Here is a 13,398-nt window from a genome sequence, read left to right as displayed (position 1 = left end):
TGGAAGCGGAGGAATCATACTGCGGCGGCCGGGATTTGGATAAAATTGCTGCATGATCTCAAATACCGGTACCAAACGTCTTATTTGCCAATACTGCCTGCGCCCGCAGCGCACCTGCATCTGCCAGTGGGTTAGCACCGTAGCGCCCGCAGTGGACGTGGTGATCTTGCAGCACCCCATGGAAGTGAATAATGCCAAGGGCACCGCACGTCTGCTGCACATGAGCCTGGCCGGCAGCAGCCTGCATACCGGCGAGGTATTTAATGCCGATGATTTGCAGGCCTGGCTATATGCAGATGCCAGGATGCCGGTATTGCTGTATCCGGAAACGCCGGATGACAAATCCCTGGGCCTGATATCCGCACCGCCGCTGCTGCCAGCAATACTGGAGAATCCTTCGCAACTGCGCCTGGTCGTGCTGGACGGGACCTGGCGCAAGAGCCGCAAGATGCTGTATCTGAATCCCTTGCTGCAAAAGCTGCCGCGCCTGCCTTTACAAGATGTGCCGGCCTCGCAGTATCTGATACGCAAGGCGCACGGAGAACATCAGCTCTCCACGCTGGAGGCAAGCTGCTACGCGCTGATGCAGTTGGAAAGGGATGAAGAAAAATACCAGCCGTTGCTGCAGGCTTTCAGGGGCTTTGTCGCGCAGCAGGGCAGTTACGTGCATATGCCGGGAGAGGTATAGGAGGCACGGCTGCGGCATTCTGCGCCATTGATAGCAGCATCCGCTAAAGCAAAAAGCCCCGCAGTTTGCACTGCGGGGCTTTTTGTTCAGACTGAGTGAAGCGAGGCTTCAGGACAGTGTGTATTCCTTGCGGAATTACATCATGCCGTCCATGCCACCCATGCCGCCCATACCACCCATGCCGCCTGGCATACCGCCGCCGGACTTGTCTTCTGGCAGTTCTGCAACCAGAGCATCGGTAGTCAGGATCAGGCCGGCAACAGACGCTGCATTTTGCAATGCGGAGCGTGTTACTTTAGCTGGATCCAGAACGCCCAGTTCTACCAGGTCGCCGTAGGTGCCGTTGGCAGCGTTGTAGCCGTAGTTGCCAGTGCCTTGCAACACTTGGTTAACAACAACAGATGGTTCGTCGCCAGCATTGGCAACGATCTGGCGCAGAGGTTCTTCGATAGCGCGCAGAACGATCTTGATACCGGCTTCCTGATCAGCGTTGTCGCCTTTCAGGTCTTTAACGTTAGCACGTGCGCGCAACAGGGCAACGCCGCCGCCAGGAACAACGCCTTCTTCTACAGCTGCGCGAGTAGCGTGCAGTGCATCTTCAACGCGTGCTTTCTTCTCTTTCATTTCAACTTCAGTTGCAGCACCAACCTTGATCACAGCAACGCCGCCTGCCAGTTTGGCAACGCGTTCTTGCAGTTTTTCACGGTCGTAGTCGGAAGTTGCTTCTTCGATTTGCGCGCGGATTTGTTTAACGCGTGCTTCGATACCAGTTGCCTGGCCAGCGCCGTCGATCACGGTTGTGTTTTCTTTACCGATTTCGATACGTTTAGCTTGGCCCAGATCTGCCAGAGTTGCTTTTTCCAGTGTCAGGCCGACTTCTTCAGCGATCACTTGGCCGCCGGTCAGGATAGCGATATCTTCCAGCATTGCCTTGCGACGATCGCCGAAACCAGGCGCTTTGACAGCGGCTGTTTTCAGGATACCGCGGATGTTGTTCACAACCAGAGTTGCCAGTGCTTCGCCATCAACATCTTCAGCGATGATCAGCAGTGGGCGGCCGGATTTTGCAACTTGTTCCAGTACTGGCAGCAGGTCACGGATGTTCGAGATTTTTTTGTCGAACAACAGGATGAACGGGTTTTCCAGAATCACGGATTGTTTTTCTGGATTGTTGATGAAGTATGGTGACAGGTAGCCACGGTCAAACTGCATACCTTCAACGATGTCCAGTTCGTTGTTCAGGGATTTGCCGTCTTCAACAGTGATAACGCCTTCCTTGCCCACTTTGTCCATTGCCTTGGCGATGATGTCGCCGATGTCTGCGTCGGAGTTAGCGGAGATGGAACCAACTTGAGCGATTTCTTTGTTGGTTGTTGTTGGCTTGGCCAGGTTTTTAACTTCGCCGACGATAGCGATAACTGCTTTGTCGATACCGCGTTTCAGGTCGGTTGGGTTGAAGCCGGCTGCAACGTATTTGAAACCTTCGCGAACGATGGCTTGTGCCAGTACAGTCGCTGTTGTTGTGCCGTCACCAGCGTTGTCGGAAGTGCGGGAAGCAACTTCTTTCACGAGCTGCGCGCCCATGTTTTCCAGCTTGTCTTTCAGTTCGATTTCTTTAGCAACAGAAACACCGTCCTTGGTGACTGTCGGTGCGCCGAAAGAACGCTCCAGAACAACGTTACGGCCTTTAGGGCCCAGGGTTACTTTAACTGCGTTGGCGAGAATGTTCACGCCGTTTACGATCTTGGCGCGTGCGTCATCGCCGAAAATTACTTGTTTAGCTGCCATATCAAATCTCCAGATTCTTAAGGGTAGATGCGGGTAAATTCATTTGCCTGCCGTGCAGCGCAAATGAATTGCAAATTATTTCTGTACGATTGCGAAGACGTCTTCTTCGCGCATAACCAGGACTTCTTTGCCGTCAACTTTGACAGCCTGGCCGGAATATTTGCCGAACAGGATCAGATCGCCAACTTTGACATCCAGCGGACGTACTTTGCCGTCGTCGAGCTGTTTGCCAGTGCCAACTGCCAGAACACGACCTTGATCTGGTTTTTCAGCGGCTGCGCCAGGCAGAACGATACCGGATGCAGTTTTTTCTTCTTGTTCCAGACGTTCTACGATCAGGCGATCATGCAGGGGGCGAAGGTTCATACGAGCTCCTTAATTAATTAGCTATGGTTTATAACAAAATGAAAACATGGCTTTGTGTTGCAGCGATGTTGCCAAAAGCCGCAACGTTGCCAAATCCATGGGGTTATTCTCTAGCGGCTGCTGCGCAGCCTCACGACCGTGGAAAGGCTGTTAGCACTCTCTTTGGACGAGTGCTAATTATAGGGGCGAGGGTGGGGATTTTCAAGGGAAGAAAACGGGGTAAATTAATTTTTACTTAATAATCAGGGGTTTAGTTGCTGCAATTCATTTATTGCTGGAATTTTTCTCATTTAGACCCGCCCTCTGCATGGAGTGACCACCAAACTACCAATTGATCTAGCCTACTCAGCAAGCTAAATATGTTGGGGCATAAGTCACAAATGATCCCATACAACGAGCAGGCATTGATGCGTCTCGCTCATAACGAATTCCCCCGTGTATCCGATTGTTGATAATCAGATATACCGCTTTCACACTGTTCCAGATGCTCAAGATGGATGTTAATTTGATACTTGTTATTTTTAAAATCTTTTCTAAACTGCTACTTGCATAAAAACATGAAAATATTTTCTGAGACAAGCATATCTGCAGAGGGAATAAGAATGAAAAGTCAGCCGTTGGTGGTGCTGTAGAGCATTCTTGACATTAAGACTCAAGGAGTGCGAAAAACAGGACAAGAATGCCTGCTCCTTGGGATGTGTCGGGTGGTCATAGGCGTTTCCCCCGACCTCGTATGCTTCACTGTAAAAAAGTGAACTATGATCACGAGGTCATATTGATGGCATTACTCACATAAGAAGGCCGCCAGCATGCACACGCCCCAGCAACCACCGCTCCAAGCAGAAAAACAGCCTGATGCCGTCCAGAGGACAACTGCCGGGATAGCATTGCAGGAGCGGGATTTTGTGGACAGCCGGCCAGCGGCTGCGGCCCAACGCAAACTGGCTGAGATGATGAATAACAGCCCGCGTGTGCTGCAGCAACAGGCATTGAGCGATGCTATTCACAACAGCCCGAGGATGGTGGCGCAGCGCAATAAAATAAATGCACTATTTGGTGGGGCAGCTCAACTGGAAGAAAACGGGGAAATGCCCCCTCAGTTATCGCCTGTGCAGCGAGAGGAGAAGCCTAACAATACCGGGCTGCCAAATCAGTTGAAATCAGGGATCGAATCGCTGTCTGGAATAAGCATGGATCATGTAAAGGTGCACTACAACTCGGAAAAACCGGCGCAGTTGTTGGCGCATGCATATGCGCAGGGGAGCGAGATTCATGTGGGGCCTGGTCAGGAGAGACATTTGTCGCATGAGGCTTGGCATGTTGTGCAGCAGGCGCAGGGACGGGTTCGGGCGACCATGCAGATGAAGCCGGGAACTCCTCTCAATGATGATGTTGGGTTAGAGGGAGAGGCAGATTTGATGGGAGAGCAGGCTTCTCGCCTTGGGCACTTAGTTGAAAAGGGTCCGGTTGAGATGTTGGGAATGATTCCAAATTCCTCGCCAGTCACACAATTGACGGCAGCTGAACTAACCAACGCGCAAACAATTTGGAACCAGCATCATGCGAAGCATGGTATCGTGGATGGGCATGTTCAGGCCGATATTTTGGCTCTACAGGGCGCGTACAACCACTATCTGCTGCCTGCTAACGGAAGCCATAACGACGTGGTTGCGGATGGGCTCAATCCCTTCTTGCGCAGTAGTGTCTTGGGCCTTATGCACGATATGGAGGAAATTGATTCCCATGCCGGAGGGTACTACTACCAACAAGAAGTCAAAGCAGGGCGCAATGCCGCTAGGAATATTTTAAACGAACAAGGCGCAAGAGGCGGAGTCAGTAATTTGCGTGACCCGGATTTAATTGTTACGCAGGGCCCAGGGGGAGTAAAAGGGGCCATCGAGGTCAAACGAACGACAACACAAAACGGACTCGATGGAATGCTGACATCGGCAATCTCTCAATTGTCCCGGAGAACGGGGTATTCTAGTGCTACAGTTGAAGTGGAGGTTACACACCCCACTCAGGTTGCGACAATAGTCGGTAATCGGGCTGCAGTAGATCAGACTGTCATTGATGCTGTATCAAATAATGGGTTTGCTAAAAATTACTATCCGCAGGCGATACCGTACCCTGGAGGACTTTGGGGCCCTACAATACTGCTGACTGTTGCTGTTCGCGATGGAGTAGCTGGCGGCTTAACCTACGATCGCGACTTCCGGGTTCACTTGCGTCAGGCTGTAGGGCGAGGTGGACGGATGAGCTATTCGGTGGAGATAGTCCTTCCCGCCGCCACACGAGTATAGAAGAAACATTATGCTTGGAAGTTTTCCACATGTCATCTCCTCAATCAGTTTTTTTTGTCCACTCGTTGCCTACTGAAGTTCGTGTCGAAATGGTGCGAGAGTGGCAAGAATCGCTACGCGAAATTGCTGCAACCATCGCGACGGTCGAAGCGTCCTTGGATCACGACCTCCAAAACGCGGGGAACGACGCTATAGCCATTGAGGATCAACCGGATTTTGATAGTCTATTGAACGACTTGCGAGAACTTGCATCATTACGCGCACAACGCGGTCTGTTTTCTGAGTTGCTAGGGCTTGCAGACGCACTGTCGGCGGAGGAGCAGCGTGACTGATTGAAAAAGGAGTTGGGGAGACGATAGCCTTTAGCGGATGGACCGGGTCTGGGATCATGCAACGGTTGGCATGTACACGGTTTGTCAACTGCTGATGGGCCGAGGGCTCGCAACTGACCTCGTGGCTCTGGATATTCACATATTCAAAGTTAAGCCGGGATAAGTCAGCGACGGAGCACTTTTTCCAATCCTGCCGTGCTGTCTTCGTCATCGATCCAGGCAATAGCCAGTTTGCAAGCACCAATCGCCCATTGCTCGCATTTGTATAGACAAAGGCAACAGCGAGGTGTTTAATCCTGTTGACCCGCTACCAACTTCAGGGAATGTTTATGCGTGTAACCGCCCCCAAAGTACCCAGGAATGACAGGCAGCCGGACCGCGATGTGCAAGCGGGGGGCGTGAGCACGCATCAGCGACTCGCTGCCAACAGTCCGCAAGCCGTGCAACTACGGGCTTTGCAGGATATGGCCGCGAATAGCGCCCGCTCTGTCCAACTGAAATCCATGAGTCAGTTGATGGCCGCCAGCCAAGGCCAGCCGGTCGCTCAGTTGGCGCGCATCGTTTTCAGGCCATATGCGGCAGATACGAGCAAGCCGGAGGAAAGAACTGAGAACACGTCCATAGCAGAAGAGGGGGCTCGGCTGGGAACGGGCCAAAGCGTGCAGTATCCGCAATTCCCCAATGCCGACCTGGCGGAGATACATCTGATCGGGCATGGAAATCAAGGCGGTATTTTTTATAACGGCAACACCATCTGGGCAAAGGCATTGGCGGGTGAATTCACCACTAAGCTAAGTTTGGATCAGCTTAAGACGATTCGCAAGATTCAGTTTCACTCGTGCATGGCGGCGGATAAGAGCTTTGAGGGCGATCTGAAAAGAACGATCGTGGCGAAGGAGGGCGATGGTTCTGTCATTGAGCGTTTCGCCGCCGAACTCAAGGAAAAGATGATTGCGCTGAGAGATCAACAGCCCGTACCTAAGGGAAAAATTAAGAAACTAAATGTCGACGTGAGGGGCCCCTATTCCAGGGCCTTTACGCATGAAAGGGATGGCACGTCGCGAGTGTTAAGTGGCTGGGGGAAGGCAAACTCGCCGAATAAAAAAACGCTAGTGGGAAAATATGGCATGAATATCGACAGCGTGGACAAGGCCGAAGATGTCTACCATGCGAAGGTAGGTGCGGCGACATCCCAAAATGCAAGGCAGGGCGTGATGGATAACTACCTGGAAAGCGAAGCGGATTCACACGGTTCGGTTGCTTTTGATATAGATAACAAGCTCGATACAAGTATAAAGGGATGGAACCTGTGACCCAGTTTGGGGCTGTGCGAGCTGCATCAGATTTGCCGCCGGATCCCGCATTGCACCGGCCTGCTGATAGGGCCGCGTGATGGTGGCCTGGGCCAGAGTGTTCGCCAGCACCGCTTCGACGACGGCCACCGCTCGGCGGTGCAGGTGTCGAGCAGGCTGTCCGGCAATTCGCGTGAATCCTGGCCCGCCATTTTGTGAGTGCCCGTTGTCGCCTGAAAAGCGGCTATGCGTTTGACAAGGGTGTTAGCTTGCCTGGTGCCAAGGACCTCTGCAGAGCTGGTCCACCTAAATATCCACATATCCATAGTTGAAATGATTCGTTTGGATTAGGCCAGAAATTCTTTAAATTTAGCTTGCAGGAAGAGAAGGGGCGGGCCGGTTTTGCGGCAGCCTTCCGACTGCAGGCGGCGAGGAGCGCTTCCTTGTCAACCCGGATACAGGGAATTTAAGGGATACTATGAGAACCAATTATTTGAAAAAACTTTCTGCGCTGGCGATTGCCCTGTCTATCATGGGTGTGGCTGGAGTGGCGCAAGCGGCGGACAAGGAAGTCAATATTGCCTACCAGACCGTGGTAGAACCATCCAAGGTGGCGCAGGCCGATGGCGAATATGAAAAGGCCAGCGGCTGGAAAATCAACTGGAAAAAATTCGAGAGCGGCGGTGATGTGATCACGGCGGTAGCTTCCGGCGATATACAGATAGGCTATGTGGGCAGCAGCCCGCTGGCAGCGGCGGCCAGCCGCGAATTGCCTATAGAGACGATCTTTGTCGCTGCCGAGATCGGCCAGGCAGAGGCGCTGGTGGTGCGCAATGGCAGCGGCATCAGCAAGGCGCAAGACCTGGTGGGCAAGAAGATCGCGGTTCCCTTTGTCTCCACTACGCATTACAGCCTGCTGGCTGCCTTGAAGCACTGGAAGATCGATCCCAAGAGCGTCACCATCCTGAACCTGCGGCCGACCGAAATCGCTGCGGCATGGCAGCGCGGTGATATTGACGCTGCCTATGTGTGGGACCCAGCGCTGGGCAAGGCCAAAGAATCCGGCAAGGTGCTGACCGATTCATCGGAAGTGGCAAAGTGGGGCGCGCCGACATTTGATGCGTGGATAGTACGCAAGGATTTCGCGCAAAAAAATCCTGACTTCGTCACCGCCTTTGTGCGCATCACCGGCAAGGCCTATGCGGAATACCGCAAGAACGGCAAGACCTGGACGGCGGATTCTGCCCAGGCAGACAAGATCGCAAGGCTGACAGGCGCCAACAAGGCTGATGTGCCAGATCTGCTGAAAGGCAGCTTGTTCCCTACGCTGGAAGAGCAAGCCTCAGGCAGATTGCTGGCGGGCGGCACGGCCAAGGCGATAGACGATACTTCCAAATTCCTGAAAGAGCAGAAGAAGGCCGACAAGGTGCTGGCGGATTATCGTCCTTTCGTCAATACGCAGTTCGTCAAACAAGCCGTGCAATAACAAGGCCGCCGATGATACGCGTGCAATCGCTGACAGTCGCATTCGATGCGGCAGACGGCAAGACGGAAGTCTTGCGCGACCTGTCGCTGGATTTGCCGGATGGTCGTTTTACGGTAGTGATCGGTGAATCGGGCTGCGGCAAGACCACCTTGCTGAATGTGATCGCCGGCTTTATTGCGCCCACTGCAGGCAGTGTGAGCATTGACGGCAGGCTGGTCAGCGGGCCGGGCGCGGATCGCGGTGTGGTTTTCCAGGATGATGCCTTGCTGCCCTGGCAAAGCGTGCTGGAAAATATCAGTTTCGGCTTGCGCCTGCAGGGCTTGGGCAAGGCGGAGCGCGAGGCCCGGGGGCGGCATTACCTGTCCCTGGTGGGCCTGGAAAAGTATGCGGATTTCCCTATTTGGAAAATATCCGGCGGCATGCGCCAGCGTGTGGGCCTGGCGCGCGCGCTGGCAGTGGACCCGCGTTTCCTGTTGTTGGATGAGCCGCTGGGCGCGCTGGATGCCTTGACGCGCGAACGCATGCAGGAGCATCTGCTGCGCATCTGGAAAACCTCAGGCAAAGGCATGTTCATGATCACGCACAGCGTGGAAGAGGCGTTATTCCTGGCGACCGATCTGGTCTTGCTGCGCGCCCGACCCGGCCGGGTGGAGAGCATACGTCGGCTGGATTTTTCAGAACGCTTTGCCGCCGGTGAATCTGCCCGCAGCATCAAGTCTGACCCTCGCTTTGTCGCGCTGCGAGAAGAAATCCTGGCCAGCCTTTTGCGCCATGAGGAGCATGATGAACAAGAGGCGCAAGAGGTGCAAGAAGAACAGCAGGAGTTGGCAGCATGAGCGAACTGAATGCCATTTTTCATCTGGCTGCTGCGCCTGCAGTGGCGGAAGTACAAGAACAGGTGCAGGCACCGGCAAAGGCCAAAAACGCAAAGACCCGGCGCCGGCCTCTTCAGATATCGGATGCGGCACTGACCTTTGCGACGGTGCTGTCCCTGCTGCTACTGTGGTGGGCGGCAACGGAGTGCTCGCTGGTGCCGCGCCTTTTTCTGCCAGCGCCTGCGGATGTGTTGCGCAAATTCCATGCGGTTGCCACGGGAGGCTTCATGGACAAGACCCTGTGGCAGCACACTTCCGTCAGCGTGGCGAGGGTCTTGCTCGCGCTGGCGCTGGCGGTTGCTGCGGCAGTGCCGCTGGGCGTGCTGATAGGCTTGAGCCGCCGTGTTGGCGCTGTTTTCGATCCCCTGATCGAGTTTTACCGGCCCATCCCTCCGCTGGCCTATCTGCCCCTGATTGTGATCTGGTGCGGCATAGGTGAGTTTTCCAAGATATTGCTGATTTACCTCGCCATTTTTGCGCCGCTGGCTATTGCCACGGTGCAGGGTGTGCGGCGGGTGGATGAAGGCCGCATCCGTGCCGCCAGATCGCTGGGGGCCACGCGCTGGCAACTGGTACGCTTCGTGGTACTGCCTTCCGCTACGCCGGATATCCTGACTGGGATACGCATAGGCCTGGGAGTAGGCTGGTCTACGCTGGTAGCGGCTGAGCTGATTGCCGCCACCAGCGGCCTGGGCTTCATGATCCAGTCTGCGGCGCAGTTCCTGGTGACGGATGTGGTGGTGATGGGCATCCTGGTCATCGCCTTCATTGCCTTCGCGTTTGACTGGGCATTGCGGCGCCTGCAAAAAAAGAGCGTGCCTTGGGCAAGTCATAGTTAATATTTTTGCATCCATAGAGCCATGCTGACCTGCGTGGCTCTGCGCTACCTTCTCGTTTTCTTCCCATCTCAAGCGTTTTTGCTCCACCCCACACGGCCAGCAGGGCGAAATCGGGCAGCCGGCGACTAAATTTTCATTTGTTGTTAAAAATGGCATAAACTCAGGGACTGAACTCACCTACAAAATAGAGACAGCCTGTGCGTATCCCTGCTTATTCGCGCATATTCACACATATTTTCCTAAGCCGGCTGGCGTTCGCCATGCCGCTACTCTTGTTCGTCGTGCCAGCGCTGTCCGCCACTCTGCAGATCGCGGCCACCGGCAGCCCCGCCGGCGATATGATGACCAAGGAAGTGCTTAACTATGCCTATGCCAGGCTGGGCGTGCAGGTGAACTTTGTCGATGTCCCCATGCGCCGTGGCTTCGCTGAGGTGCAGGCGGGAACCATGGACGGCATCACGGCTAGCGGCATTGCAGCGATAGAAAAGATGGTCAAGGTCAGCGTACCCGTTACTTATAACGATATCGCAGTATTCAGCGTGCGCCAGCAGTTCAGGGTCACCGGCTATGAAAGCCTGCGGCCCTACTCCATCGGTATGATTGCCGGTATCAAATATCTGGAAGAACGCCTGAACGGCATGAAGCTGGATAAGGCGCCCAATGTCGATTCGCTATTCCAGAAGCTGGCGGCGGGCCGCACCGACATTGTGGTTGACGCGCTGACCGATTACTGCTCCGCGAGAAAACTGGGCCTGACCGAGATACGCATCCTGGAGCCGGTACTGGAAAGACGGCTCGCCCACCACTTCCTTGGCGAGCGCCATACGGCGCTGGCGCGCGAACTGGAAACTGTGCTGGCAGCGATGGAGAAGGATGGCACGCTGAAAAAAATCCAGGAAAGGGCGGAGAAAAAGTATCAGGAGCAATGTAATTCGCCATGAGGGACTTGCACTGCCAGGGGGACCTAGGGCTACAACAGGTGTTCTGGGAATCCGCTATTTAGTGCGATAGGGCAATTGCTATCCCAGCGATAAATAAAAATGATGATAATTTGAATCTTTACCCCTGTTAATTTTTTGCTCTGTCTCCAAATACGGACGACTGGAGTTTTTCCCTTGCAGGTAGATGCCCTATGTTCCGGCGCGCCAGTACGCCAATCTGGAGCAAAGTCCATCGTGTCATACCCGCGTTACCGTTTAGGATTATCATAGACTTAAGCTTTTAAGTTCTTACGTTTTCACGTTTTCTCAGAAGGAGATAGCCATGACCCGCAAAACCCGTATCGAGCTGTACCGCAATATCGGTATCAGCGCCCACATCGATGCAGGCAAGACCACCACCACCGAGCGCATTCTGTTTTATACAGGAGTGAATCACAAAATCGGTGAAGTGCATAATGGTGCGGCGACCATGGACTGGATGGAGCAGGAGCAGGAGCGCGGTATCACTATCACGTCCGCTGCCACCACCGCCTTCTGGAAAGGCATGGCCGGAAATTATCCCGAACATCGCATCAACATCATTGATACCCCAGGCCACGTTGACTTCACCATCGAGGTAGAACGTTCCATGCGCGTGCTGGATGGCGCGGTGATGGTGTACGACTCCGTCGGCGGTGTGCAGCCGCAATCTGAAACGGTATGGCGCCAGGCGAACAAGTACCAGGTGCCGCGCATGGCCTTTGTCAACAAGATGGACAGGGTAGGCGCCGACTTTTTCCGTGTACAGCGCCAGATCAGCGAACGCCTGAAAGGCGTCGCCGTGCCCATTCAGATACCGGTGGGCGCCGAAGATCATTTTGAAGGCGTGATTGACCTGGTCAAGATGAAAGCGATCATCTGGGATGAAGCCAGCCAGGGCGTCAAGTTTGAATACCGCGAGATCCCGGAAAACCTGAAGGCGTCTGCGCAGGAATGGCATGACAAGATGGTGGAAGCTGCGGCGGAAGCGAGCGAAGAATTGCTGGAGAAATACCTGGCAGGCACCCCGCTGACCGAAACAGAAATCAAGGCGGCTTTGCGCAAGCGCACCATCGCCAACGAGATCGTACCCATGCTGGCCGGCAGCGCCTTCAAGAACAAGGGCGTGCAGGCAATGCTGGACGCCGTGATCGACTATCTGCCGTCGCCGATGGACGTGCCCGCGATCAAGGGCCATGACGAAGACGACAATGAGATAGAACGCCATCCGGATGATAACGAGCCTTTCTCTGCGCTAGCTTTCAAGATCATGACCGATCCTTTCGTCGGCCAGTTGGTGTTCTTCCGCGCTTATTCCGGCAAGGTCAATTCCGGCGATACGGTGTTCAATCCGGTCAAGACCAAGAAGGAGCGCCTGGGACGCATCTTGCAGATGCATGCGAATGAACGCAAGGAAATCAGCGAAGTGTATGCCGGGGATATCGCCGCTGCGGTGGGCCTGAAAGACGTCACCACTGGCGATACGCTGACCGATCCTGATCACGTGATCATCCTGGAACGCATGATCTTCCCGGAACCAGTGATCTCGCAGGCAGTGGAACCGAAGACCAAGGTAGACCAGGAAAAAATGGGTATCGCGCTGAACCGCCTGGCGCAGGAAGATCCGTCTTTCCGCGTGCATACCGATGAAGAATCCGGCCAGACCATCATCTCCGGCATGGGCGAGCTGCATCTGGAAATTCTGGTGGACAGGATGAAGCGCGAGTTCGGCGTGGAAGCCAACGTGGGCAGGCCGCAGGTGGCCTACCGCGAAACCATCCGTGCCGTTGCCGATGACGTGGAAGGCAAATTCGTCAAGCAGTCCGGCGGACGCGGCCAGTACGGCCATGCGGTGCTGAAGCTGGAACCGCAACCGCCAGGCAAGGGCTTTGAATTTGTCGATGCGATCAAGGGCGGCGTGATCCCGCGCGAATTCATCCCTGCGGTGGAAAAAGGTATCGTGGAAACACTGAAATCCGGCGTGCTGGCAGGCTACCCTGTGGTGGATATCAAGGCAACGCTGATCTTCGGCTCCTACCACGATGTCGACTCCAACGAAAATGCCTTCCGCATGGCAGGTTCGATGGCATTCAAGGAAGGCATGCGGCGCGCCAACCCCGTCTTGCTGGAACCGATGATGGCCGTGGAAGTGGAAACGCCGGAAGACTATGCCGGTACCGTGATGGGCGATCTGTCATCCCGCCGCGGCATGGTGCAGGGCATGGATGAAATCGCTGGCGGTGGCGGCAAGATCATCAAGGCCGAGGTACCCTTGTCCGAGATGTTCGGCTACTCCACGTCACTGCGTTCAGCGACACAGGGCCGTGCTACTTACACAATGGAATTTAAACATTATGCAGAAGCACCGCGCAACGTGGCAGAACAGGTCATGACGCGCAAATCGGGCGAAGCACGCTAGTTCGGGGGTAATTCCTAGCCTCGCACCAGAGTGTTAAACGAGTAACAAGAT

11 protein-coding genes are annotated in these 13,398 nt (G+C 54.6%); 9 read left to right on the top strand and 2 right to left on the bottom strand.

All coding sequences use genetic code 11. From position 1 onward, the window contains the following. Window positions 1-52: 52 nt before the first annotated feature. On the top strand, window positions 53-688 hold the full coding sequence (locus IEW12_RS12915; RefSeq protein ID WP_188566427.1) for a tRNA-uridine aminocarboxypropyltransferase: 636 nt from the start codon (window positions 53-55) through the stop codon (window positions 686-688). 135 nt (window positions 689-823) lie between these two features. On the opposite strand, the gene groL is transcribed toward IEW12_RS12915, so the two are convergent. Further along, window positions 824-2,476, bottom strand: coding sequence for a chaperonin GroEL (gene groL, locus IEW12_RS12910; protein WP_188566426.1), 1,653 nt, complete (start codon window positions 2,474-2,476; stop codon window positions 824-826). A gap of 75 nt (window positions 2,477-2,551) precedes the next feature. Further along, on the bottom strand, window positions 2,552-2,842 hold the full coding sequence (groES, locus tag IEW12_RS12905) for a co-chaperone GroES (protein WP_188566425.1): 291 nt from the start codon (window positions 2,840-2,842) through the stop codon (window positions 2,552-2,554). Between the two features lie 809 nt (window positions 2,843-3,651). Between groES and IEW12_RS12900 the strand changes: the two genes are divergently transcribed. The 8 genes from IEW12_RS12900 (at window position 3,652) to fusA (ending at window position 13,347) form a co-directional block, all read left to right on the top strand. Continuing rightward, window positions 3,652-5,145, top strand: a complete 1,494-nt coding sequence (locus IEW12_RS12900; protein ID WP_229751082.1) for an eCIS core domain-containing protein — start codon at window positions 3,652-3,654, stop codon at window positions 5,143-5,145. A 29-nt stretch (window positions 5,146-5,174) separates the two neighbouring features. Next, window positions 5,175-5,477: a hypothetical protein gene (locus tag IEW12_RS12895; protein WP_188566424.1), complete on the top strand. Its 303-nt coding sequence runs from the start codon at window positions 5,175-5,177 to the stop codon at window positions 5,475-5,477. Between the two features lie 329 nt (window positions 5,478-5,806). Beyond that, on the top strand, window positions 5,807-6,790 hold the full coding sequence (locus IEW12_RS12890) for a hypothetical protein (protein ID WP_188566423.1): 984 nt from the start codon (window positions 5,807-5,809) through the stop codon (window positions 6,788-6,790). A 457-nt stretch (window positions 6,791-7,247) separates the two neighbouring features. Further along, window positions 7,248-8,255 (top strand): taurine ABC transporter substrate-binding protein, encoded by a 1,008-nt coding sequence (tauA, locus tag IEW12_RS12885; protein ID WP_188566422.1) that lies wholly within the window; start codon window positions 7,248-7,250, stop codon window positions 8,253-8,255. A gap of 11 nt (window positions 8,256-8,266) precedes the next feature. Next, window positions 8,267-9,091: a taurine ABC transporter ATP-binding protein gene (locus tag IEW12_RS12880; RefSeq protein WP_188566421.1), complete on the top strand. Its 825-nt coding sequence runs from the start codon at window positions 8,267-8,269 to the stop codon at window positions 9,089-9,091. Beyond that, the gene (gene tauC / locus IEW12_RS12875) at window positions 9,088-9,969 is read left to right on the top strand and encodes a taurine ABC transporter permease TauC (RefSeq protein ID WP_188566420.1); all 882 of its coding nucleotides are present in this window, start codon (window positions 9,088-9,090) and stop codon (window positions 9,967-9,969) included. The genes IEW12_RS12880 and tauC overlap by 4 nt, the downstream gene beginning before the upstream one ends. Window positions 9,970-10,229: 260 nt before the next feature. Further along, the gene (locus IEW12_RS12870) at window positions 10,230-10,910 is read left to right on the top strand and encodes a substrate-binding periplasmic protein (RefSeq protein WP_188566419.1); all 681 of its coding nucleotides are present in this window, start codon (window positions 10,230-10,232) and stop codon (window positions 10,908-10,910) included. Between the two features lie 322 nt (window positions 10,911-11,232). After that, a complete protein-coding gene (fusA, locus tag IEW12_RS12865; RefSeq protein WP_188566418.1) occupies window positions 11,233-13,347 on the top strand; it encodes an elongation factor G in 2,115 nt (704 codons plus the stop codon). The last annotated feature ends 51 nt before the right edge of the window (window positions 13,348-13,398 follow it).

It is taken from the genome of Parundibacterium terreum, assembly GCF_014636315.1.
GTDB lineage: Bacteria > Pseudomonadota > Gammaproteobacteria > Burkholderiales > Burkholderiaceae_D > Undibacterium > Undibacterium terreum.
Note: the sequence above shows the minus strand (reverse complement) of the source record. Positions and strands in the feature narration are given on the sequence as shown.

What these genes read in the sequence shown, in the direction of transcription:
- IEW12_RS12915 (WP_188566427.1), top strand. Translation starts at nt 53, where the DNA reads ATGATCTCAAATACCGGTACCAAACGTCTTATTTGCCAATACTGCCTG.
- IEW12_RS12880 (WP_188566421.1), top strand. Translation starts at nt 8,267, where the DNA reads ATGATACGCGTGCAATCGCTGACAGTCGCATTCGATGCGGCAGACGGC.
- IEW12_RS12895 (WP_188566424.1), top strand. Translation starts at nt 5,175, where the DNA reads ATGTCATCTCCTCAATCAGTTTTTTTTGTCCACTCGTTGCCTACTGAA.
- groES (WP_188566425.1), bottom strand. Translation starts at nt 2,842, where the DNA reads ATGAACCTTCGCCCCCTGCATGATCGCCTGATCGTAGAACGTCTGGAA.
- tauA (WP_188566422.1), top strand. Translation starts at nt 7,248, where the DNA reads ATGAGAACCAATTATTTGAAAAAACTTTCTGCGCTGGCGATTGCCCTG.
- IEW12_RS12890 (WP_188566423.1), top strand. Translation starts at nt 5,807, where the DNA reads ATGCGTGTAACCGCCCCCAAAGTACCCAGGAATGACAGGCAGCCGGAC.
- fusA (WP_188566418.1), top strand. Translation starts at nt 11,233, where the DNA reads ATGACCCGCAAAACCCGTATCGAGCTGTACCGCAATATCGGTATCAGC.
- groL (WP_188566426.1), bottom strand. Translation starts at nt 2,476, where the DNA reads ATGGCAGCTAAACAAGTAATTTTCGGCGATGACGCACGCGCCAAGATC.
- IEW12_RS12870 (WP_188566419.1), top strand. Translation starts at nt 10,230, where the DNA reads ATGCCGCTACTCTTGTTCGTCGTGCCAGCGCTGTCCGCCACTCTGCAG.
- tauC (WP_188566420.1), top strand. Translation starts at nt 9,088, where the DNA reads ATGAGCGAACTGAATGCCATTTTTCATCTGGCTGCTGCGCCTGCAGTG.
- IEW12_RS12900 (WP_229751082.1), top strand. Translation starts at nt 3,652, where the DNA reads ATGCACACGCCCCAGCAACCACCGCTCCAAGCAGAAAAACAGCCTGAT.